Origin of the sequence: Paenibacillus mellifer (assembly GCF_023195895.1) — a bacterium.
In the GTDB taxonomy this organism is placed as follows: Bacteria; Bacillota; Bacilli; order Paenibacillales; family Paenibacillaceae; genus Fontibacillus; species Fontibacillus mellifer.
In genome coordinates this window covers 20,669-42,144 of record NZ_JALPRK010000031.1, presented here as the reverse complement: position 1 = coordinate 42,144, position 21,476 = coordinate 20,669, and the positions used below count along the sequence as shown (strand labels likewise).

19 protein-coding genes are annotated in these 21,476 nt (G+C 56.7%); 10 read left to right on the top strand and 9 right to left on the bottom strand.

Translation table 11 applies throughout. The annotated features are described in order from the left end of the window. The first annotated feature begins 15 nt into the window (after positions 1-15). From M0651_RS22215 to M0651_RS22190, 6 genes are all read left to right on the top strand, one after another. Positions 16-642, top strand: coding sequence for a cysteine hydrolase family protein (locus M0651_RS22215; protein WP_248553872.1), 627 nt, complete (start codon positions 16-18; stop codon positions 640-642). After that, positions 639-1,949 (top strand): zinc-binding metallopeptidase family protein, encoded by a 1,311-nt coding sequence (locus M0651_RS22210; RefSeq protein ID WP_248553871.1) that lies wholly within the window; start codon positions 639-641, stop codon positions 1,947-1,949. The genes M0651_RS22215 and M0651_RS22210 overlap by 4 nt, the downstream gene beginning before the upstream one ends. Before the next feature lie 28 nt (positions 1,950-1,977). Continuing rightward, a complete protein-coding gene (locus M0651_RS22205) occupies positions 1,978-2,466 on the top strand; it encodes a flavin reductase family protein (RefSeq protein ID WP_248553870.1) in 489 nt (162 codons plus the stop codon). 3 nt (positions 2,467-2,469) lie between these two features. After that, a complete protein-coding gene (locus tag M0651_RS22200; RefSeq protein WP_248553869.1) occupies positions 2,470-2,982 on the top strand; it encodes an NAD(P)H-dependent oxidoreductase in 513 nt (170 codons plus the stop codon). 83 nt (positions 2,983-3,065) lie between these two features. Continuing rightward, positions 3,066-4,157, top strand: a complete 1,092-nt coding sequence (locus tag M0651_RS22195) for a TetR/AcrR family transcriptional regulator (RefSeq protein WP_248553868.1) — start codon at positions 3,066-3,068, stop codon at positions 4,155-4,157. A gap of 33 nt (positions 4,158-4,190) precedes the next feature. Then, positions 4,191-5,756 carry an MFS transporter gene (locus M0651_RS22190; protein ID WP_248553867.1) on the top strand — a complete coding sequence of 522 codons (1,566 nt, stop codon included), beginning with the start codon at positions 4,191-4,193 and terminating at the stop codon, positions 5,754-5,756. 86 nt (positions 5,757-5,842) lie between these two features. Here M0651_RS22190 and mscL read toward each other — a convergent pair whose 3' ends face one another. The 3 genes from mscL to adhE form a co-directional block, all read right to left on the bottom strand. Continuing rightward, complete coding sequence (gene mscL, locus M0651_RS22185; protein ID WP_248553866.1) at positions 5,843-6,238, bottom strand: large conductance mechanosensitive channel protein MscL; 396 nt, start codon at positions 6,236-6,238, stop codon at positions 5,843-5,845. A gap of 286 nt (positions 6,239-6,524) precedes the next feature. Beyond that, positions 6,525-7,433 carry an EamA family transporter gene (locus tag M0651_RS22180; RefSeq protein ID WP_248553865.1) on the bottom strand — a complete coding sequence of 303 codons (909 nt, stop codon included), beginning with the start codon at positions 7,431-7,433 and terminating at the stop codon, positions 6,525-6,527. Positions 7,434-7,617: 184 nt separating this feature from the next. Beyond that, positions 7,618-10,245 carry a bifunctional acetaldehyde-CoA/alcohol dehydrogenase gene (adhE, locus tag M0651_RS22175; RefSeq protein WP_248553864.1) on the bottom strand — a complete coding sequence of 876 codons (2,628 nt, stop codon included), beginning with the start codon at positions 10,243-10,245 and terminating at the stop codon, positions 7,618-7,620. Between the two features lie 234 nt (positions 10,246-10,479). Between adhE and pflB the strand changes: the two genes are divergently transcribed. Continuing rightward, positions 10,480-12,708, top strand: a complete 2,229-nt coding sequence (gene pflB, locus M0651_RS22170; protein WP_248553863.1) for a formate C-acetyltransferase — start codon at positions 10,480-10,482, stop codon at positions 12,706-12,708. A 14-nt stretch (positions 12,709-12,722) separates the two neighbouring features. After that, the gene (gene pflA / locus M0651_RS22165; protein ID WP_248553862.1) at positions 12,723-13,463 is read left to right on the top strand and encodes a pyruvate formate-lyase-activating protein; all 741 of its coding nucleotides are present in this window, start codon (positions 12,723-12,725) and stop codon (positions 13,461-13,463) included. A 59-nt stretch (positions 13,464-13,522) separates the two neighbouring features. Here pflA and M0651_RS22160 read toward each other — a convergent pair whose 3' ends face one another. Further along, positions 13,523-14,434, bottom strand: coding sequence for an AraC family transcriptional regulator (locus tag M0651_RS22160; RefSeq protein ID WP_248553861.1), 912 nt, complete (start codon positions 14,432-14,434; stop codon positions 13,523-13,525). A gap of 220 nt (positions 14,435-14,654) precedes the next feature. Here M0651_RS22160 and M0651_RS22155 point away from each other — a divergent pair, with 220 nt between their 5' ends. Further along, a complete protein-coding gene (locus tag M0651_RS22155; RefSeq protein ID WP_248553860.1) occupies positions 14,655-14,843 on the top strand; it encodes a hypothetical protein in 189 nt (62 codons plus the stop codon). Positions 14,844-14,889: 46 nt separating this feature from the next. Here the strand turns inward: M0651_RS22155 and M0651_RS22150 are convergent, their stop codons facing one another. Both M0651_RS22150 and M0651_RS22145 read right to left on the bottom strand, forming a co-directional pair. Beyond that, complete coding sequence (locus tag M0651_RS22150) at positions 14,890-15,879, bottom strand: dimethylarginine dimethylaminohydrolase family protein (protein WP_248553859.1); 990 nt, start codon at positions 15,877-15,879, stop codon at positions 14,890-14,892. Between the two features lie 111 nt (positions 15,880-15,990). Further along, entirely contained in the window at positions 15,991-16,605 is a 615-nt protein-coding gene (locus M0651_RS22145) for a hypothetical protein (protein WP_240267993.1), read from the bottom strand. A 195-nt stretch (positions 16,606-16,800) separates the two neighbouring features. Between M0651_RS22145 and M0651_RS22140 the strand changes: the two genes are divergently transcribed. Then, complete coding sequence (locus tag M0651_RS22140; protein WP_178023627.1) at positions 16,801-17,013, top strand: DUF378 domain-containing protein; 213 nt, start codon at positions 16,801-16,803, stop codon at positions 17,011-17,013. A 55-nt stretch (positions 17,014-17,068) separates the two neighbouring features. Here the strand turns inward: M0651_RS22140 and M0651_RS22135 are convergent, their stop codons facing one another. The 3 genes from M0651_RS22135 to M0651_RS22125 form a co-directional block, all read right to left on the bottom strand. Then, the gene (locus M0651_RS22135; protein ID WP_248553858.1) at positions 17,069-17,737 is read right to left on the bottom strand and encodes an SGNH/GDSL hydrolase family protein; all 669 of its coding nucleotides are present in this window, start codon (positions 17,735-17,737) and stop codon (positions 17,069-17,071) included. A 118-nt stretch (positions 17,738-17,855) separates the two neighbouring features. Continuing rightward, complete coding sequence (locus M0651_RS22130; RefSeq protein ID WP_248553857.1) at positions 17,856-19,691, bottom strand: ABC transporter ATP-binding protein; 1,836 nt, start codon at positions 19,689-19,691, stop codon at positions 17,856-17,858. Next, entirely contained in the window at positions 19,681-21,435 is a 1,755-nt protein-coding gene (locus M0651_RS22125; RefSeq protein WP_248553856.1) for an ABC transporter ATP-binding protein, read from the bottom strand. Before M0651_RS22125 ends, M0651_RS22130 begins: the two co-directional genes overlap by 11 nt. Positions 21,436-21,476: the final 41 nt, after the last annotated feature.

The window sequence follows — 21,476 nt, the reverse complement described above, 5'->3', positions numbered from 1 at the left end:
AAGGATGGATGCTCAATGGGGATGGGGCTGACTGATCATGCGGCTTTGTTGATTGTGGACGTACAGCGGGATTTCTGCGGGACGGACGGCAAGATGGCGGAATTCGGCGCTGATTTGTCATCGGTCGATCCCGCCGTCGATCGCATCGAGGAACTCATTCGGGGGGCGCATGACCATCGGGTTCCGGTCATCTTCATCCGTCTGATCACGGATGCGGAGACCGATTCCCGGGCCATGAAAGCTTGGTATGCGCTGCAGGAGTTCGATCCGGAGGAAGCGGTTGCGGTTTGCCGTCGGGGGACCCCTGGCAGCGGGGATTACCGGATCGCTCCCGGCCCCGGGGATTACGCGGTCGAGAAACAGCGTTACAGTGCGTTTGTGGGCACTCGCCTAGAGTTGTTGCTGCAGCAGCTGGGCATTCACAAGTTGATCGTTACGGGCGTCACGACCGAATGCTGCGTGGACTCCACGATTCGGGACGGATTCATGAAAGACTACGGGATCTTCGTCGTTGAGGACGCCTGCGCGGCGTATGATCAGGACATGCATGACATGTCCATCCGAATTCTGGGGATGAATTTCGCGACCGTGCTGTCCGCCGAGCAGGTTCTCTCCGATTGGAAGGGGGCGCAGCAGGAATGAGTCTATTGAAAGGGCAACCATTGACTGACCGTGATCGTGAGGTCATGCAGCTCATCCGAAGCCACATCGACGGAGAAGAACTAACTCGGCTCCTGCTGGAGCTTGGCAATATCCGCAGCCTTGCGGGTTATGAGAAAGAAGCGGGGGATTATGTATACGACTGGTTGAAGAAAGAAGGTTTCGATCCGCGTAAAGCGGGGATGGTCGAGAATCGCTTTAACGTGATTGGAACCTTCGGTGGGACGGTGCCGGGAGAAGGCAGAAACCTGCTGCTCACCAGCCATTTGGACACCGAGGCCCCGCAATATAACGAACGCGATCAGTGGCGTTACCGGCCGGAAACGGTAGAACGCTCGGAATGGCTGGAGGCGAAATTCGAAGACGGCGTGTTCTCGGGCAGGCCGATCGAGAACGATCGCGGGCCGATGACCTGCACGCTAATGGCTGCCAAAGCGTTGAAAAAAGCAGGGATCTCGCTCAAGGGACGCTTATACATTACGGCTTGTCCGGGGGAGATCGGGCCCGAGCAGGTGGAGGAATTCCGCGGCAGCGAGTTTCTGGGGAAAGAGGTCGGGGCTCAGTATTTGTTGTCTCATGGCGGCGTTGCCCCGGATTACACGATTGCGGCGGAAGGCACCGACTTCGGCATGACTTGGATGTCTTGCGGTCATGCGCTCTACCGGATCGATCTGTACGGCGAAGAAGTATTTACGCCGCTATTGGAGCATCCAGAAGAGCTAGCACAGCATCCGAATCCGCTGGTGAAGGCGGCGGTTCTTATCGATAGAATCCAGGAGTGGGCGATGGCTTACGAGAAGGAGAACACTTACAGCGCGAACGGAGGGACCTCGGTCCCGAAAGCGCAAATCTCCGCGATCCGCGGCGGCGACCCTCATATTATGGGGGCTGGCAGTGAGGTATGTTCAATCTATATCGAAGTAAACCTCACGGCAAAGCAATCGATCGCGCCGATTCAGCGAGGGCTGGAACGACTCCTTCATGAGGCAAACCTGCAGGGCCAAGTTCTACCGCTTGTGTATCGGCAGGGGTACGAGGCGAATGACGAGGCGATCACCCCATTGGCCGATGCCATCGAGGCGGGAACCCAAGCCGTCGGCCGGGGCCAGTTACCGATCGCGCATCCGGCTTACTCTAGTATGTGGCGGGATCACAATGTGTTCAACATGTACGGCATCCCGTCGGCCACCTTCGGTCCTGCTCGATTTAGACCGACGCTTGACGATATGGTGGACGCGGCGGCGATTTATGCCTTTACCGCATGGAAAATATGTAACGGGCAGAGTTAAAGCGGCCCGGCGAACGGAGGAAGCACGAATGGATCCGATAGTTTGGAGAAATACAATGGGGCAGTTTGCCACAGGGGTCACGATCATTACGACGTTGGATCAAGAGGGGAATCCGCTGGGCATGACGGCAAACGCGTTTACTTCGTTGTCGCTTGATCCGCCCATGGTGTTGATCTGCGTAGATCGCCAGAGCGCCACGCTAACGGAGTTGGCGGCGACGGGAAAGTACTGCGTGAATATCCTGGAGAAATCCCAGGAATCGGTTTCCCGGCAATTCGCCAAGAAAGGCGGTAACGAGAAGTTTTTGGGGATTGCTTATCATGCCGGAGAGACCGGCTTGCCGGTGCTGGAAGGCTGCTTGACGAGCGTGGAATGCGAGATTGAGGAGATACGGGAAGGCGGGGATCATTTGATCCTGCTGGGCCGGGGACTCCATATCCATTCCCCGGGAGAGGCGGCGGAACCGCTGCTATTTTATCGCGGGAAATATGCGGCATTGGATAAGGCAGGTGCGTAAACCATGCAAATTACGACGATTGTAGGCAATCCGAAGCCCCGCTCGAAGACCTTTGCCTTCGCCGAACAAACGGCCGATCAGCTTCATGATATACTTAAGCGGCATACTTCCGCAGAGGTAACGCATGAGGTGATCGATTTGGCGGATTATGCGTCTGACCTAGTACAATGGAAACAAGAGACGATCCAATCGCTGCAGGCCCAAGTGGAAGCGTCCACTTATTTTGTGGTCGCAAGCCCGACGTACAAAGCGACCTACACCGGGCTGCTTAAACTGTTCATGGATTTGCTTCCGATGAACGCCCTGGTGGGGAAACTGGCTTTCCCGCTGATGGTCGGGGCGGGTTATCAGCATCAATTGGCGGTCGAGATTCACTTGAAGCCTTTGCTCGCGGAATTGGGAGCGATTTGTCCGGGGCGAGGGCTGTATGTCCTGGATACCGAGGAGGATCGCGGCCGCGATGCGATCAAGGAATGGATAAGGAGTGCTGAGCCTGTCATGAAATCCCTGCTGTAAGCTTTCTTCGGAGGAGCATTCTTGACGGAAGCGCCCGGCAGCTCCGGTTCGAATATTCTCCAAGTTAGAAAGGTGGACATGATATGCCTCAAATGACGAAATCGGATGAGCAGAAGACCAACGTGCAGGAACGGATCCTAACCTGCGCGGAGGAGCTGTTTGCGAACAGCAGTTACTCCGCAACACGCATCAGCGATATCGCCGCGAAGGCCGGAGTTAACCAGGCGCTCGTACACTACTATTTCGACACCAAGGAGAAGCTGTACCAGGCCGTGCTGATGCGCCTATTTCGCCAATGGGAAAGTTATGTTGAAGGACAGTCGTGGGAGAACATTCATCCGGAGCTTGTCCTGAAACAATACATCAAGACGCATTTTGACATTAAGTGCAAAATTCCGAACTTGTACAAAATCTTTCATAAAGAAACCCTGGAGGGCGGAAAACTGTTCGACCGGTATGCTTCCTCCAAATGGTTCCAGGACTTTTTCGATAAGAACGAAATGTTCAAGGAGTGGAAGCGGGCCGGTATCCTGAATCCGCACGTTAACGTTCAGGTCGTTCTGTTCTGCCTCTGGGGGATGATGAATCAATTCTATTATCGAGATACGGACTCCCTTGCGATGATTACGGGGCATACGGGCACGAAGGAAGAACTGCAGGAAGTCATTGCCGATCAAATGATCGGAATCGCGCAGCACGGTCTGCTGATGCGCAATCCAGTCAAGGAGGAAAATGACGCCTCCGACGGGAAGGGCCGCAATATTCGCGTATTCTTCGATCCGGCCGCCGGCGAGGCGGAACGGGATGAAGAACTTTCCGCCATCCTTGAGGCGATGCAGGGATGGAACGGTTGTGCCGTAGACGTTTTCCGCAACCTGGAGGATTGGCGGGACCGGGATGGGGGCGAGGATTTCCTCTTTGTGGCGGTTTCCAGCAAGTACGGCGAACTGTCGGAGGATATCGTAGATTTGCTGCGCTATTGGGAGACCAACTCCGGGGCCATTGCCGACCGGTTCGTGGGCATCTGGACGAAGAGGGAAGGGGCGGCATCCGATGCCGTGCAGCGAGTGCTGGAGGAACAGATCAATCGTTATGGAGGTTTTGCGGTATCGCGAATTTCGGAGCATACCGTGCACGGTTATCTGAACCGTTGCGCGAAAATGGCCGGCATTTGACGAACCTAGCGTGATGAAGCGGGTGATAGCGGAATGGAAAGCAGATTTGGGGGGCTGACGGCCAGGCGGTTTCATTGGCTGTTCGCCGGTCTCCTGTTAAGCATACTTTTAACGCAATTGGATCAAACGATCGTTTCTACCGCATTGCCGACGATTGCGACTCAATTGGAAGGTTTTACTCAGATGTCCTGGGTATTCACGATATACATGCTGACTTCGACAGCGATGACCCCCATCGCTGGCAAACTTTCCGACCTTTACGGACGAAAGGCGTTCCTGGTGTTGGGGTTGACGATATTCGTGATCGGGTCCGTGCTTTGCGGGTCAGCCCAATCGATGCTGCAGCTCATCATTTACCGCGGCATTAAAGGAATCGGGGCCGGTCTCCTGATGCCGATCACCTTCACGGTGGTCTTCAGCCTGATGCCGCGAAACGGAAACAGCGTATACCAGACCCTATATATGAGCGTGTTCGCCCTCTCCTCGGTCATCGGACCGACGGTCGGCGCGCTGATTACGTCGCTGTTGAGCTGGAGATATATTTTCTACATCAATCTGCCGCTGGGACTGGTCATCTTCGCGATTATTTGGAAGTTGTTGCCCCGAAGCGCGGTACTGCCGAAGCCGGACGCATCGATCGGTTATGTCGGTCCCGGCTTACTGGTTCTGGGTACCCTATCGTTGCTGCTTGCCTTGAAGATGGGCGGCGTGCAATATGCTTGGAGTTCCCTGCCGATCCTATGCTTGCTGAGCGTCGGGGGGATCGCCGCGGCGTGGTTCGTCCTCAGCCAATTGCGAGAGAAGGAGCCGGTTATTCCTTTTCGCTTGTTCCGTAATCGTGTGATGGCAAGTACCTATGTCGCGACCCTTATGCAGGGAATCATGATGTACGGGGCGCTGGTGTATATTCCGTTATTCGTGCAGGGCAGTCTAGGCGGTGGCGTGACCGGGACGGGAGGCGCGTTAACGCCGCTCATGTTGTGCGTTATGTTTGGCGCAACTTTGTGCGGAGCACTCATTCAACGATTCACTTGGCGCTTTAATATCGCTTTGTCGATGTTGTTGTCAGGCACGGGAATCCTGATGATGATTTTCCTCCCGGTCAACGTGAGCTATATCGTCCTATGCCTAGTGATGATGCTCATTGGCCTCGGCATCGGCATGATGATGATGGTGGGGCAAACCGCGGTCAGCATGGGGGTAGACGATTCGGTCAGAGGAGCCGCGACTTCGTCCGTTAGTTTCTTTCGTTCCATCGGCGGCGTCTTCGGCACCGCGGTACTAACCTCTTTGATCAACGCCAGGTTGGCTGTCCTGCTGGAACGCCACTCGGGAGATTTGTCGGGAGCGGTCGGGGAGCTGGGGGTCGTCACCGACCCGTTGGCCGTATTGAACTCCCATGCCGGTTTGCCGGCGGGGCAGTTGGAGCTGATGCGTCAAATGCTGGGGGATGCCGTGCAATATGGCTTCTGGTTCATGGCAGGCGCGGCGGCGATCGGTTTCATCGCGGCGTTTTGGGCGGGGCCGTCAAAGCAAGAGGTTTCCCCTCCGCCGCTGGAAGCAACGCCGGCCAAAGCCGACGCGGTAACCCTCCGTTAGCGAAGTGGTAAAGATCCGTCATTCGAAAAGAAAACCCGAGCCGCAACGTTTCAGTTGCGGCTCGGGCTTTGATGCTTCGGTTGGAGTTACTTCTCCTCCAATGCCCTTTGCTTCAGCAAATCGCGGATTTCGGCCAGCAACTCTTCCTCTTTGGAAGGGGCAGAGGGGGCTTCAGGCTTCGGCTCCTCTTTCTCTTTGCGTTTCAGTTTGTTAATTCCCTTGACGAACAGGAAGATGGAGAAGGAGACGATAAAGAAGTCGATGACGGTTTGCAGGAAAGCACCGTATTTCAGCACCGTGTCCCCATATTGAAACTGCATCTCTTTCAGGTTAATGCCGCCCACCAGCAAGCCGACGACCGGCATCAGAATGTCGTTGACCAGGGAGGTCACGATACTTCCGAAGGCGGCGCCGATAATGACCCCGATCGCCAGATCAAGCACGTTCCCTTTCAGCGCAAAGGCTCTGAATTCTTTCCACATGATAGAGTACCTCGCTTTCGGCCTATTATTTGCAGTATATCATGAGCGAGCCAAGGGTAGTCCATGGCGAGAAAATGTGCGGAGTTCGAATTCGAGTCCACGAGTTTAACGGATACCAGAGACGTTAAAGGGGGTCGATCGGGTTTGAATGGATCGTAACGGACTGAGATGACGTTATTTCCAGGTAATTACCGTGAAATGCAGCTTCTCAAGCCGAATAAGGGCAGTGGAGTTCGTTACGCTGGGAAATAGCCAGGAAATGGGCGAATAACGTCATTACGGTCCGTTACAGCTCGTCCGCCAGGCCGAGCAGCGCGATCCCCGCCAGTACGAGCAACACGACGGCGTATTGCACTCGGCTGAGCCGTTCCTTGAGAAACAGGCGGGACAGAATCACCGAGAATACGCTGTACGAAGCGATCAACGGCGCGGCCACGATGGCATTGCTGGCCATGGCGAACACGTAGAAGAATTGGCCCGCCGTCTCGAAGATCGCGGCAACCCCTTTGACGCGTTCTCCCCAGAAGTTGAACCGCTGTTTTTTGACCGCAACCAAGTAGAGGTAAACAACCGCAGCGCATAGAAAGAAGGTGAACTCATAAGCCAGAAGCGCGGCATCCTCCCCGATCAACTTCAGCTCGTCCAGATAAATTCCGTCGGCAAACGTGCCTAGTCCGTCAAGCAGACAGTAGAGCAGCGGAAAGGTAATCGCCATCACGCCGATTTGATATTTGGCGTTGACGTTCTCCGTCCCCGACTTCAGGACGAGCCGCTCCCCCTGCTTCTCCAGGACCGCCAGCCCCACCACGCCGAAGGTGATGATCGCCACCCCCGCAATTTCAACCCAGCCGAGGTCGTGGGGGAAAAACAAATACAGCAGGATCGCCGTCACGGCCCCGGACGAGTTCTGCACCGGTGAAGCGATCGAAAGCTCGATATACCGGAGCCCGAAATAACCGATCGCCATCGACAGGATATACAGCGCCGATACCGGCAAATAACGAATCATGTCCATCGGATCGAAGGAAAGCCCCCGAATCAGCAGATAAGCCGTACCGTGAATCCCCATCACGAGACCTACCATGACGACGATTTTCAGATGGCTGTGGGAGTCGTGGCTGTCACTGCCTTTTTTGTAGAACAGATCGGCGCCTCCCCAAGCCAAGGACGTCAATAAAGCAAATAGAAACCACATAGATGTAAATCCTCCCGTTTATGTAGAACCTTTATGATTATAAAAAACGGACCGCCGGGAGTGTCTATGACAAAATTTACCTAGATGCGTTTGTTGAAAATAGCAAGGGAAAAGCCCTCCAAGCTTATGAGGCCGGTCTTCACTCGAAGAACCGTAAGCTAGAGAGGGCTTTAGCGGCGTAAAATTAGAACTTTCCGTAAAACGCGTTCCGGTAAATATCGGCGAGTTCCTCGACCAATGGCATGCGGGGGTTGGCCGTCGTGCACTGGTCCTCGAAAGCCCGGTCGGCCAGGTAGTCCACCTTCGATTCGAAATCGGCCGGGTCGAAACCGAGATCCTGGAATTTCTCCGGAATGCCCAGCGACTGGTTCAACTTGCGGATAGCATCGATCAAGCTGTTGACCCCTTCCTCGGTCGTTCCCGCCTTGAGCCCCAGCATTCGGGAGATTTCCGCGTACCGCTCGTCGGCGACGAAGTAACGGTATTTCGGGAACGAGGCGAATTTGGAAGGCTTTTGGGCATTATACCGAATGACGTGCGGCATCAGGATGGCATTTGTCCGGCCGTGCGCCGTATGGTATTCGCCGCCCCATTTGTGCGCCAGGCTGTGGTTGATGCCGAGAAAAGCGTTCGCGAACGCCATGCCGGCAATCGTCGAGGCGTTGTGCATTTTCTCGCGTGCCAACGGGTCTCCCGTGTGGAAGGACTGTTCCAGGTACTGGAACACGAGCTTGATGGCATGCAGCGCCAAGCCGTCGGTATAATCGCTGGCCATGACGGAGACGTAAGCCTCGATCGCGTGCGTGAGCACGTCCATCCCGGTGTCCGCCACCGCCGTTTTTGGCAGCGAGAAGACGAACTCCGGATCGATGATCGCCACGTCCGGCGTCAGTTCATAGTCGGCCAGCGGGTATTTGGTATGACCTTCTTTCTTATCCGTGATGACGGCAAACGAGGTGACTTCCGAGCCGGTACCCGAAGTCGTAGGGATGGCAACGAACGTCGCTTTTTCCCCTAATCGCGGATACTTATAGATCCGTTTTCGGATATCCAGGAACTTCTGCTTGAGCGAATGGAAGCTGGTGTCCGGATATTCGTAAAACAGCCACATCGCCTTGGCCGCGTCCATCGGCGATCCGCCGCCAAGCGCAATGATGCAGTCCGGCTTGAAGCTCTCCATCATGCGCGTGCCGCGTTCCACCGTTTCGACCGAGGGATCCGGTTCGACGTCGGCGAAGATTTCGATCATCACCGGCTTGGATCTTTTCCTTAAATAGTATTCGACCTTCTCGACGTAACCGAGCTTCAACATCATTTCGTCGGTGACGATCAGCACCTTGGAGATGCCCGGCATTTTCTCAAGATATTGCGTGGCCCCTTTTTCAAAATAAATCTTCGGCGGGATTTTGAACCATTGCATGTTCACCGTCCGGTAGGCGACGCGTTTGACGTTGATCAAGTTGACCGCCGTCACGTTGGATGTGGTCGAGTTATGCCCGTACGAACCGCAACCCAGGGTCAGCGAAGGCAGGTTCGTGTTGTAGATGTCCCCGATCGCCCCGTGCGTCGAAGGGGAGTTGACAATGACCCGTCCGGTTTTCAGCCGGTCGGCAAACGCTTCGATCACGTTCTCGTCCTTGGAATGGATGACCGACGAGTGGCCGAGTCCGCCGAAAGCAACGATCTCCGCCGCCCGATCGATGCCCTGCTCCGCCGTTTTTACTTTATAGCAGGCCAGCACAGGGCTTAGTTTTTCGGCGGACAGAGGGTGGTCCGTCCCTACGCCTTTTAGCTCGGCAACGAGAATCTTCGTATGTTTCGGCACTTGCAAGCCGGCCATCTCGGCGATCTTATGGGCTGGTTGTCCGACGATGACGCCGTTGACGGCGCAACGCTCCCCAGTGATCACCAAGCTCGAGACGGCTTCGGTTTCCGCCTTGTTCAAGAAGTAGCAGCCGTTGTCGATCATCATTTTGCGGACCGTGTCGTACACCGGTTCTTCGATGATGACGGACTGCTCGGAAGCGCAGATCATGCCGTTATCGAACGTCTTGGACAGGATCAAGTCGGTAACGGCTTGGCGGAGATCCGCCGTTTTCTCGATAAAACACGGCACATTCCCCGGTCCGACGCCTAACGCGGGTTTGCCGGTGCTGTAAGCGGCCTTGACCATGGCCGAACCGCCCGTCGCAAGCACGAGCGCCACGTCGGGATGGTTCATCAACAGCTGCGTCGCATCCAGCGACGGGTGTTCGATCCACTGCACGCAATGCTCCGGCGCACCTGCGGCCACGGCGGCTTCGTGCAGAATTCTCGCCGATTCGCTGCTACACTTTTGCGCGGAAGGATGGAAAGCAAAGATGATCGGGTTCCGCGTTTTCGCTGCGATCAACGTTTTGAACATCGTGGTAGAAGTCGGGTTGGTTACGGGCGTTACGCCGGCGATGATGCCGATCGGTTCGGCCACGCGCTGATAATTTTCATAAGGATTTTCCTCGATGATGCCGACGGTTTTATCGTTTTTGATGCTGTGATAAATGTATTCGGTCGCAAAAATATTTTTCGTGATCTTATCTTCATAAACGCCGCGTCCGGTTTCCTCTATGGCCATTTTGGCCAACAGCATGTGCTTGTCCAATCCGGCGAGTGCCATCGCCTGTACCGCACGGTCGACCTGCTCCTGATTCATTTGCAGGAACTTCTCTTGGGCCGCCTTAGCGCGGGCAACCAGACGGTTGACTTCCTCCAATGCGGCGGTTTTCTTGTCGGTTACTATATCCTTCTCTTCGGCTTGGCTTGGTTTAGCCGCCATTCATTTCCCTCCTCGTCTTCCAATTATTGATCATTTCGGCCGAATATCGTTTACATGGCCCTAATTATGAAATAAACAAGTACAGTTTTACCGACCGACGCATTATTATCCCCTGCATCCATTGGCGGAATCCGCCAAAAAAACCATTGATGAACCTCCTTGAACTCGGTGCAGCCAGACCATACTATAGGCATCCCAATCATGAGGATAGTACGCAAAAGGAGGAAACGACGAATGCAGGCTTGGGAAGGCTTTACGCCGGGAACCTGGCAGGAAGAAGTCGACGTTCGCCAGTTCATTCAGCTCAATTATGAACCGTATGAGGGAGACAATTCTTTTCTGACGGAAGCCACGGAAGCGACAAAAGAGCTTTGGAAGCAATTTATGGAGTTGGCTAAACAAGAGCGGGAACGAGGCGGCGTCCTGGATATGGATACCCGGATCGTATCCGGCATCACTTCGCACGGCCCCGGTTACTTGAACAAAGAGAGAGAACGGATCGTGGGGTTGCAAACGGACAAGCCGTTCAAACGTGCGCTCCAGCCTTATGGCGGAATCCGGATGGCGGAAAGCGCCTGCGAATCTTACGGATTCAAGCTGGATCCGGAGATCGAGCGAATTTTCTCCACTTTCCGGAAAACCCATAACCAAGGCGTATTCGATGCCTATACCCCGGCAATGAAGCTGGCGCGGAAATCCGGCGTCATTACGGGGCTTCCGGATGCGTACGGGCGCGGGCGCATCATCGGCGATTACCGGAGGGTTGCGCTTTACGGCACGGATTTTCTGGTGAAAAACAAGCAGGATGAGCTTTCCTTCTTCGACGAGCGGCCGATGAGCGAAGACGTGATCCGCTCCCGCGAGGAGATCGCGGAACAAATCCGTGCTCTTGGGGAGCTGCGCGAAATGGCCGCGAGTTACGGCTACGATATTTCCAAGCCGGCCGCCACCGCTCAAGAAGCCTTTCAGTGGCTGTATTTCGGGTATTTGGCGGCGATCAAGGAGCAGAACGGGGCGGCGATGAGCTTGGGCCGGACCTCCACGTTTCTCGACATTTATGTCGCCCGGGACTTGAAAGCGGGAAAGCTAACGGAGCAAGAAGCGCAGGAGCTGGTCGATCATTTCGTCATGAAATTGCGTATGGTCAAATTTGCGAGAACGCCGGAGTATAACCAGTTGTTCAGCGGCGATCCAACCTGGGTAACCGAGTCATTAGGCGGAATCGGGCTGGACGGGCGACCGCTGGTCACCAAGAACACGTTCCGTTTCCTGCATACGCTGCAAACGTTGGGGCCGTCTCCGGAGCCGAACCTGACTGTGTTATGGTCCACCCGGCTGCCGCAGAAGTTCAAGGAATACTGCGCGCGCATGACCATTCAGACCAGCTCGATCCAATATGAAAACGACGATATCATGCGGCCGCATTTCGGCGATGATTACGGGATCGCTTGTTGCGTTTCCGCGATGCGGATCGGCAAGCAAATGCAGTTTTTCGGCGCGCGCGCGAACCTCGCCAAAGCACTGCTTTACGCGATCAACGGCGGCGTCGACGAGAAAATGAAAGTGCAGGTGACGCCGCCGATGCGTCCGATCCGCTCGGACAAACTGGATTACGACGAAGTGATGGCCGCCTTCGATCACGTGATGGAGTGGCTTGCCGAGCTGTACATCCATACGTTGAACGTCATTCATTACATGCATGATAAATACTGCTACGAACGGCTGGAAATGGCGCTTCACGACCAGGAGACGATGCGTACGATGGCGACCGGGATCGCCGGGTTGTCGGTGGCGGTCGACTCGCTGAGCGCCATCAAGTACGCCTCCGTTCGGCCGGTGCGCGACGAGGACGGGATCGCCGTCGATTACGTCGTGGAGGGGGAATATCCGGCTTACGGGAATAACGACGACCGGGCCGACAAGATCGCGGTGGATTTGGTTAAACGCTTTATGCGCAAGTTGAAAAAACACCAGACCTATCGCCAATCCCGGACGACGATGTCGGTGTTGACCATCACGTCGAACGTCGTATACGGGAAGCTGACCGGCAATACGCCGGACGGGCGGAAGCAAGGCGAGCCTTTCGCGCCGGGAGCGAACCCGATGCACGGCCGGGACAAGAAAGGCGCCATCGCCTCCTTGGCTTCGGTGGCCAAGCTGCCGTACGAATACGCGCTCGACGGGATCTCCAACACGTTTTCGATCGTACCGGGGGCCCTGGGCAAAAGCGAGCAGGAACGCGTCCGCAACCTGACGGCGATCCTGGACGGATATACGGCGAAGGACGGTCATCATCTGAACATCAACGTGTTTGACAAAAACACCTTGCTGGATGCGATGGAGCATCCGGAGCAGTATCCGCAATTGACGATCCGCGTCTCGGGTTACGCCGTGAACTTCATTAAGCTCACGCGGGAACAGCAGCTCGACGTCATCAACCGGACGTTCCACGAAAAAATCTGACGGAGGAGACGCCCATGGAGCAGCAGCAAGGCCGCATTCATTCCATCGAAACGTCCGGTATGGTCGACGGGCCGGGCATCCGCTACGTCATCTTCCTGCAGGGCTGCTTATTGCGATGCCAATACTGCCATAATCCGGACACCTGGGCGATCGGTAAGGGGCGGATCGTGACCGTTCGGGAGCTGGTCGACGAAATCCGCGGTTACCTTCCGTTCATGCGTTTCTCTGGGGGCGGGGTCACGGTAAGCGGAGGGGAGCCCTTGCTTCAGGTCGATTTTCTGCTGGCCTTATTTCGGACGCTTAAGGAGGAATTGGGCGTTCACACCGCCATCGATTCCTCCGGCGGTTGCTTTACGAAACAAGCGCACTTCTTTGAATCGCTGCAGCAGTTGATGCGATACACCGACCTCGTGTTATTGGATTTGAAACAGATCGATCCGCAGAAGCATCTGGAGCTGACGGGAAAACCTAACGCGCATATCCTCGAGTTTGCCCGGTTCCTCTCCGACGCCAAGGTGCCGGTCTGGATCCGCCACGTGCTGGTTCCGGGACTATCCGACGATGAAGCGGACCTGCGCAAGTTGTCCGAATTCATCAAGACCTTAACTAACGTGGAACGCGTGGAGATCCTGCCGTATCACGAAATGGGAACTTATAAATATGAACAGATGGGCATCGAATACCCGCTCCTTCACACCAAACCGCCGGATGAAGAAACGATTCGGAGGGCAAAGGAAATTTTAGGCGCGGAGTGAGAGTGAGGGAACCATAAGAAATCCCCCTTAACGACACATGTTAAGGGGGATTTCTGCAGTTATCGCTCGATCTTGATCACCGGTGTGCACAAGAACGTTAATTGCAGCTCTGGCAGGACGCATTGGTTCTGATACCACTCGTAGTTCGGCCGCGCCGGGTCGGCTCTCCAGCCGCTGTCCGGCAGCCATTCCTGGGTCCAGCGATCCCAAGTCGGGCCGATTTCCTCGGATGATCCGAAATGGACCGTCACCGCGTACAGCCCTGCCGGAATTTCGTATTCGATCAGCCCGTAGCTTGCCTCGCTGCGAAAGTCTGCGCCCACCGCGATGGCGGCATAGGAACGCTTCTCCGGCATCGGGATAGAGTCCGCATGGTCAGGGAACACCGACATCCACTCTTGGGCTTGCGGGTACAACTGATGCTCCTTCAAGACGGCATGGAGCTTCTCCCAAGCTTGGGGCAAGCCCCAGTAATCTCCCACGTTTTCCACGCCCACCATACGTTTGGCGTCAAAAGCAACGATTTTCGTTTCCATTCGATCCACTCCTTCGGGATTGAGGTAGAACCAATGGGACGGCTGGCTTTCGTTGTAGTGCAGGCCGGCGGAAGAGAAGACGGCGCCTTCCCAGCTCGGCAGCTTCCGGGCATCGGTCGGAGTCAGCCCGTAGATGCGCTTGAACGCCTTGGTGAACGCTTCCGGCGTTTCATATCCCGAGTCTAGCGCGATATCCAGAATCCCCCTGCCGGTGTTCCGAAGGAGAAACATCGCCCTTTCCATGCGCAGCCGCTTCAGGCATTCGTGCACGTTCTCCCCGGTCAGCTCGCGAAACTTCCGGTGGAAATGATACGGCGACGTATGCAGCTCCCTGGAAATTTGACGGAAATTAAGCGGCTCATCCAGCGCGCCCAGAATGCGCATGATCGCATCTTCTACTTTTCGGTGCCAGTCGATCTTGGTATTGGTTCTCATAACAACCTCATCTTAATCCCGGAAGGATTCGTTGACCTGTTCGCGGTTGCGCTTTTGAAGCTACCCGCCATCCGTGTTTCATTATCAATTCGATGGGAATCGGTGCAATTCCTTTGAGGCCGCCTCACCCGGAAAAATGCAAACGCTCTCTATTTATGTTAAAATGCTTCTAACCTGAAATCATAGGATCGATAACATAGAGGGGCGGGAGTGTCGCTGAATGAGAGGATATAACTTGTGGCGTCCGATCTTTTTGATCTTGATCGCGCTGCTGACGAATGGGTTGGTGACGAATCTTTGCGTGTTGTTCGGGATGACGCAGGAGGCCGCCGGGAACATCGGGTTCGTGGCGATGATGCTCGCAGCCTTGATCGTGTATACCCGATTTACGAAGAACCGCCGCAAGTAGGTAAGGAAGAGACGCGTCCCGCGTCTCTTTTTTGTTTCTCCCCGGTTCACAGCAGCGGCTCCCGAATCAACGGTAGGGTGCAGCAGTGGATGCCGCCGCCCATTTTGGCGATCTCGGAGACCTCGACGGGGATGACCTGAACGCCTTGATTGGAGAGCAGATCGATCGTGTGGTTCCCGTCCGCGGAGAACAGGACTTTCCCCGGCGCCAGGGCTAAGCCGTTGATGGTTAACGTCGGATCGCGGGGATCGACGTGCAGCAGCTCGAAACCGCGTTGATGCAGCTCGTCCAGGAACCAGTACGGCAGCAGCGCGATATTCACTAGCGCCTTGCGGCGGTCGACCATCAGGAACGCTTCGTCCAGGTGAATGATCGAGGCGGGCAGGTCGATGACGATCAGGTCGATCTGCTGTAACGATAAAAGATGGCGCACCTGCTCGATTCCCTCAGGGTTTACCCGCTCCGAACGGCCAAGGACCGCCGTTTGCCGATCCAGCATGATAAAGCTTCCGCCTTCGGCAAAGCCGCTGCCTTGGATCATTCCGAGGATCGGTACGCCGGCGGCGCCGAGCGTGCGGGCGGCCATAGCGGTTTCCCCATACCGGACGTACAGCGCGAGGCGGGACAAAATAACGCCGCCGGGGATGATCATCCCCAAATCGCGGGTATACATCGTTTCCGGCCAGGGCTGGTCCGGCTTGTTTAGCCACAGGATACGAACGCCTTCCTTCTCCAATGCCGTTGCCAGAGCTTGGTGCTGCGCTTGCAGTCGCTTGAGCTTGGGCGCGGCGGTGCCGTTGTTCTTGCTAAGCCTCCCGCGGATATGCTGAAGCAGAACGGGGCCGGACTCGATTACGCTGGCGGAATCATGCAGTTGAAGCACCTCCTCCCCCGGCGCGTGCATCAGCACCAGACGAATCGGACCGATGGGATTGTCCGTTCCCCAACGGTACTTCCAGATGGCCTCCAGCAGGTCCGGATCATGAAACGGCTCACGAACTAGATTTCGCGACAAATAGGGATAAGAGGAAGACATGCGGGCACTCCTTTCGAAGCTTGAGGATTAGGGATATTCCCTTTATCCCATCCTTCCCATATGGACCCGCGAACAAAACAGGCAGCCGTCCAAGGAGACGGCTGCCTCGCGTTAGACCATCAAAGCCTTGATACCGTTAAACAGGGGGATGATCGATTTGATGGCGTTGTAGCCCATCTTCATCAAAGGCATGTATTTCTGCACTTTTTGCACCATCCCGAAGAGGCCGGCCCGTCGGGGCCTTACCGGGGATTCGCCCTCCGGGCTCTGCTCCTGCGGCCCCCCGGAACCGGCAGATCCCCCGCTTCCACCGCCAAAGCCGATGTACCCCGGTCTCCCCGGCCCCGGGCCACCCGTGAAGCCATACGCTCCGGGTCCGGGTCTTCCGGGATATCCGCCAAAGGAGCCGTAACCTCCCCCTAGCCCGCCGCCATAGCCCCAGCCGCCTCCCGGACGGATGCCGGTGCCTGAGCCAGGTGAGCCAGGATTTCCCGGGTAGCCGCCGCCGAATAACGGCTGGAAGGCCGATACCCGAGCTTTTTTGCTGCGGGCTGCCGTCTTTTTCTTCGATTTCTTCTTGCCGCGCGGGGGCACGGAGAGGAACAGGCCGTTCGGATCCAGCCCGGCGATCCATCCGATATAAGAAGACCCGTCGTGCAAAACAACGCGAACCGGCTGGCCTTTCAGCTGTTTCGCGCGATTGCGAATGTTTGCCGAACTTGCCATGCAAGGATCACCTCAGTGTTTGTTTTTTCGATAGACGTTTTCCTCGATATATCTTACTCGGATTTGAGCGTGCTGCCTGTGCTTGTTCCTTAGTTTTTGGCCGATTCGTGATATTTGCCGGCACCTGCATAAAATTTGGGCAACTTGGAAATTTAACTAATGAATACAAATTTTCGACCTAGGAGTTGGCCCGGAATGAAAACATTGAACGTTGTAGCGCTCACCTTACTGATTGTGGGCGGGTTAAACTGGCTGTTGATAGGGCTCTTTCAATACGACTTGGTGGCGAGCATTTTCGGCGGGCAAGACGCAACCTTGTCACGGGTGATCTATACCATCGTCGGCATTTGCGCCATTTACGCGTTTAAGTTCTTCAACGACGTCACGGAAGACGAAGTCGCCAGATAACCGGAGAAGAAGTCCGTGAAGGGAACTGAAAGTCGGGATGCGGAAGGCGTCCCGGCTATTTTTTTTTCGAAGAGACTTTCGATTTGGGAAAAAGATAAGGGGCAAGCCCGTTCGCGATCACCCGGTGACCCCGGTCGTTCGGATGGATCGGCAGCGTGCCGCCGAGGATGTCCTCCAGCTGACCTTCCCGGTAACCGTCGATCAACTCCGCTTGTTTGCCCTCGAACCACTTGTGAGCCGGGGCGACTTTGGCGTCGTAGGCGGCGGCGATGCCTTGGGTCGTGTGGTTCAGGCGGCCGATCCATTCGACCGCAATCGAGCTGCTCGGAAACGGATTATATTGCGTGCAGCATACAATCCGGGCTGAACTGGTCTTCCGGATTTGCCTCAGGATGGCGCTGAGATTCCGGCGAAACTGCAGAAGCAGCTCCATATTCGGAAACGGCCCGCCGTTCACAAGCGGAGTAATGGCCGCATTCGCCAAGTCTACGCCGCCGATCCAGACCGAGACGACGGAAGAGCGCTTGATCATCTCCGAGCCCTGCCACAGAACGGCATCCAATAAATTGCTGCTGGTCCAGCCGGACCGAGCTAATACATAACCCTTAATGGTACGGGGGTTTGAACGTTGATAAGCCGTTACGGCTAAATGAGGATATGCCAACCTTGGCGAGGAAGCATTGTCGCCAAATGTAATGGAATCCCCCAGCGCGGTGTATATCATCTGCAGGTCACCCACCCAAGATAGACTTTACAACCATAATATTGCGAATAAGGTAGGGAGGTGCGGTTTATCCAAAAGAGGGCTGGCCCGATTGAACGGGCCAGCCCTCCAGTTCTTATTATCGCCGTTGCGCCAGCTTCTGCAGCTCCGCGTGGCCTTGCCGCGAGTGGCGCACCAGCTCCGCATAGTAGCCGCCGCGGGCGAGCAGCGCGTCGTGTTTGCCCTGCTCGGCGATGCGCCCGTCCTGGATGACGAGGATGCGGTCGGCGTGCTGGACGGTGGACAGCCGGTGGGCGATGACGAGCGTCGTCCGGCCGGCGGACACCACGTTCAGCGCGTTCTGGATCAGCTGCTCCGTCTGCGAATCGAGGTTGGCCGTCGCCTCGTCGAGAATGAGGATCTTCGGCCGGAAGGCCAAGATGCGCGCGAAGGAGATCAGCTGCCGCTCCCCGGCGGACAGCCCGCTGCCCCGGTTGGACAGCCAGGTGTCGTAGCCGTCCTTCAGCCGCGCGATCATGGGGTCGGCGCCGATGCGCCGGCAGGCCCGGATCACTTCCTCGCGGGGGATGTCTTCGCGGTAGAGGCGGACGTTGTCGATGATGGACCCGGCGAACAGGAACGGGTCCTGCTGCACCAGTCCGACGAGGCGATGCAGCGAGGCCTGCGGAAGACGGCGGATGTCCGTGCCGTCGATTTCGACGCTGCCGTCGTCCACGTCATAGAACCGCGTCAGCAGGTTCACCAGGGAGCTCTTGCCTGCGCCGGTCGTGCCGACGATGCCGATGAATTCGCCTTCCCGCACGTGGAGGTCGAGGCCGTGGAGCACCTCCTGCCCGTCCGTGTACGAGAAGCGGATGCGGTTGAAATCGATCCGGCCGCGCACCCCACGGGCTGGCAACGCCTGAGCTTTCTCCGGCGCAGGATCCTTCACCTCCGGCTCGGAGGCGAAGATCCGCCACAGCCGATCCACCGACACGATCGTCGATTGCAGCGTGTTCCACTGCTGGGTGATCTGGTTGATCGGCTGGAAGAATTGGCGGATATAGCTGATAAAGGCATACAGTACGCCGAACTCGATACGCTCGCCCAGTACCGCGAAGCCGCCGATCCAAACCACGAAGGCCACTGACAAATTGCCGAGGATATCGAAGGACCGGTTGAACAAGACGGTCGCCCGCACTTCCCGCAGGTTGGCCCGCAAATACGCGGTATTCCGCTCCCCGAAGCGGGAGGACTGCTCTCCCTCCTGATGGAACGACTGGATCAGGCTCATTCCGCTCAGATTCTCGGCGGTAAACGCGATGAGCCGGGACAGCAGGGAGCGGGCCCGCTGGTAGCTGGTACGCAAATACTTGCGGAAGGCGACGGCGATCACGGTAATGATGGGAAAGAGAACCAAGCAGTATGTGGCCAGCCTGACGTCCAGCGCAAACATGAATACGACGACCAGGATGAGGGATAATCCGTCGCGCACCAAGCTGAGCAGCACCTGGGTAAAAAACTGGTTGATCGTCTCTGTGTCGCTCGACACGTTCGTGACGAGGCCGCCGGCCGAGTTGCGGTCGAAGAAGGACATCGACTGCCTCGTGATCTGCTTAAACAGGTCCTTGCGCAGCAAGGCGACGATGCTCTGCCCGGCCCTCTGCAGCAGGTTCGCTTGCCAATAGGAGAAGACGCCGCTGACCGCCTCGAGCGCGAGGTAAGCCAAAGCCAGGCCAAGCAGGATGCTCGGACCGTGTGCGCCGAACAGCACCTTCTCGTCGATAGCGTATTTGATCAGGAACGGCTGCAGCAAGTCGGCGGAAATGGCCAGGAACGCAAAGCCGAATACGGCGAGAAAAGCCTTCCGGTGCGGTTTGGCATAGGAGAGCAAGGCCGCGAACGCCTTCCTCCGCTGCTCCGGGGTCACCTCGTATTTCTTACGGCTGTCGGAGGTTTCCGGGTTAGACGGCATCGCTGTCGCCTCCTTCCTGGAGGTGATGCAGGCTCGCGTACAAGCCTCCCGCTTGCAGCAGCTGCTCGTGCGTTCCCTGCTCGGCGATCCGCCCGTCGTCCAGCACGAGAATGCGGTCGGCGTGTTTCACCGCGCTGATGCGGTGGGCGATAATCAGGGTCGTCTTTCCCTTGCGGGCTTCGCGCAGATGGGAGAGGATTCGCGTCTCCGTCACGGCGTCGACCGCACTGACGCTGTCGTCCAGCAGCAGGATGGGGGCGTCCTTGATCAGTCCCCGGGCCAGGCTGGTCCGCTGGCGTTGTCCGCCGGACAACGTCAGGCCGCGTTCGCCAAGCTCGGTGTCGAACCGTTTCGGGAAGCCGGCGACGTTATCGTAGAGATCGGCCAACCTGGCGGCCTTCTCGATCGCGCTCAGCTCCGACGTCCGGTCGAAGAAGGCGATGTTGTCGCCGATCGTCGTGCTGAACAGGAAGCCGTCCTGCGGCACATAAGCGATGCGGGTGCGCAGGCTCTCCAGCGTCAGGCTTCGGACGTCGCGTCCGCCGATGAAGACCGTGCCGCGGGGCGGATCGTACACCCGCAGCAGCAGCTTGACGAGCGTCGTTTTGCCGCTGCCGGTCCGGCCCACTACGCCCAGCGTTTCTCCAGGGTTCAACCGGAGATGGATGTCCTGCAGCGACTCGTGCGCGGCGTCCGGATAGGTGAACGTCAATCCGCGGATGTCGATGCTGAGGTTTTGCGGATCCTCCGGCATCGGCAGGGCCCCGTCCTCGTCGCGGATGTCCGGCTTCACGGACAGCAAGCGGTTCAGCCGGTCCAGCGAAGCCCTGGAACGCTGCATGAAGTTGATGACGTTGCCGATCAGCCGAAGCGGGTTCATGATCATCCGCAAGTACAACGTCAAGGCAACGAAATTCCCCAGCGTGAGTTCGCCGCGTGCGACAAGAAGACCGCCGTAGGCGATGGCCACAGCCATCGAGATTGCGCCGGTAAATGGCAACAGCACCTGGAACAGCGAGCTCATCCGCACCAACGACAGCTGGCTGTCCAAGATCCGGTCGACGGTTTGCCCGAAACGCTCGCTCGCGATCTCCTCGGTCGCAAAGCTCTTCGTGACCTTAATTCCTTCGAACTGTTCCTCCGCCGCTTCAGTCATTGCCGCCAGCGACTCCTGCACCTTCCGCGAGTTATCTCGGATTTTGGGGCCAAACGCGATCACGATAAACGGAATGGCGAGCAGCGGCAAGACGCAAACCACGATCAAAAGCGCCGGAATATCGCTGACCGTCATCATCGTAATGACGGAGATCAACAACACCGACGCATTGGTCATTTGGTTCAACCCGTTCGCAATCGACTCTCTCACGCCGGTGACGTCATTCATCACGTAGCTGAGCAGCTTGCCGATCCCGTGTTTCGAGAAGAACGCTTCGCTTAATTGAGTAAAATGCCGGAACAGCTGGCTCCGGGCACGAAATTCAAACATCCGGCCCAGGCGATGGTTGATGTACTGCCCGATTCCGAAGCACAGGCCATAGACGACGGCGATGGCAGCCAGAGTCAGCGCGTATCGGCCTACGCCGCCTCTCGTCAGCCCGCTTTGCTGGAGGTGATCCGTGAACTCCCCCAGTACCTTCGGAAAATACGAATACGTCACATTGGCGGCCGTCAGGCACAACACCGCTGTCAGATACAGCGGCAGATGCGACTTGATGTGGCCAAGCAGCAAGGTTTTTCCCCGCATCGGGCATCCCGTCCTCTCCCAGAAAAGTGAGTCGTTTCTTT

What these genes read in the sequence shown, in the direction of transcription:
- pflB (WP_248553863.1), top strand. Translation starts at nt 10,480, where the DNA reads ATGCAGGCTTGGGAAGGCTTTACGCCGGGAACCTGGCAGGAAGAAGTC.
- M0651_RS22210 (WP_248553871.1), top strand. Translation starts at nt 639, where the DNA reads ATGAGTCTATTGAAAGGGCAACCATTGACTGACCGTGATCGTGAGGTC.
- adhE (WP_248553864.1), bottom strand. Translation starts at nt 10,245, where the DNA reads ATGGCGGCTAAACCAAGCCAAGCCGAAGAGAAGGATATAGTAACCGAC.
- M0651_RS22200 (WP_248553869.1), top strand. Translation starts at nt 2,470, where the DNA reads ATGCAAATTACGACGATTGTAGGCAATCCGAAGCCCCGCTCGAAGACC.
- M0651_RS22135 (WP_248553858.1), bottom strand. Translation starts at nt 17,737, where the DNA reads ATGATATACACCGCGCTGGGGGATTCCATTACATTTGGCGACAATGCT.
- M0651_RS22160 (WP_248553861.1), bottom strand. Translation starts at nt 14,434, where the DNA reads ATGAGAACCAATACCAAGATCGACTGGCACCGAAAAGTAGAAGATGCG.
- M0651_RS22190 (WP_248553867.1), top strand. Translation starts at nt 4,191, where the DNA reads ATGGAAAGCAGATTTGGGGGGCTGACGGCCAGGCGGTTTCATTGGCTG.
- M0651_RS22155 (WP_248553860.1), top strand. Translation starts at nt 14,655, where the DNA reads ATGAGAGGATATAACTTGTGGCGTCCGATCTTTTTGATCTTGATCGCG.
- M0651_RS22150 (WP_248553859.1), bottom strand. Translation starts at nt 15,879, where the DNA reads ATGTCTTCCTCTTATCCCTATTTGTCGCGAAATCTAGTTCGTGAGCCG.
- M0651_RS22205 (WP_248553870.1), top strand. Translation starts at nt 1,978, where the DNA reads ATGGATCCGATAGTTTGGAGAAATACAATGGGGCAGTTTGCCACAGGG.
- M0651_RS22215 (WP_248553872.1), top strand. Translation starts at nt 16, where the DNA reads ATGGGGATGGGGCTGACTGATCATGCGGCTTTGTTGATTGTGGACGTA.
- mscL (WP_248553866.1), bottom strand. Translation starts at nt 6,238, where the DNA reads ATGTGGAAAGAATTCAGAGCCTTTGCGCTGAAAGGGAACGTGCTTGAT.
- M0651_RS22130 (WP_248553857.1), bottom strand. Translation starts at nt 19,691, where the DNA reads ATGCCGTCTAACCCGGAAACCTCCGACAGCCGTAAGAAATACGAGGTG.
- M0651_RS22180 (WP_248553865.1), bottom strand. Translation starts at nt 7,433, where the DNA reads ATGTGGTTTCTATTTGCTTTATTGACGTCCTTGGCTTGGGGAGGCGCC.
- M0651_RS22145 (WP_240267993.1), bottom strand. Translation starts at nt 16,605, where the DNA reads ATGGCAAGTTCGGCAAACATTCGCAATCGCGCGAAACAGCTGAAAGGC.
- M0651_RS22195 (WP_248553868.1), top strand. Translation starts at nt 3,066, where the DNA reads ATGCCTCAAATGACGAAATCGGATGAGCAGAAGACCAACGTGCAGGAA.
- M0651_RS22125 (WP_248553856.1), bottom strand. Translation starts at nt 21,435, where the DNA reads ATGCGGGGAAAAACCTTGCTGCTTGGCCACATCAAGTCGCATCTGCCG.
- pflA (WP_248553862.1), top strand. Translation starts at nt 12,723, where the DNA reads ATGGAGCAGCAGCAAGGCCGCATTCATTCCATCGAAACGTCCGGTATG.
- M0651_RS22140 (WP_178023627.1), top strand. Translation starts at nt 16,801, where the DNA reads ATGAAAACATTGAACGTTGTAGCGCTCACCTTACTGATTGTGGGCGGG.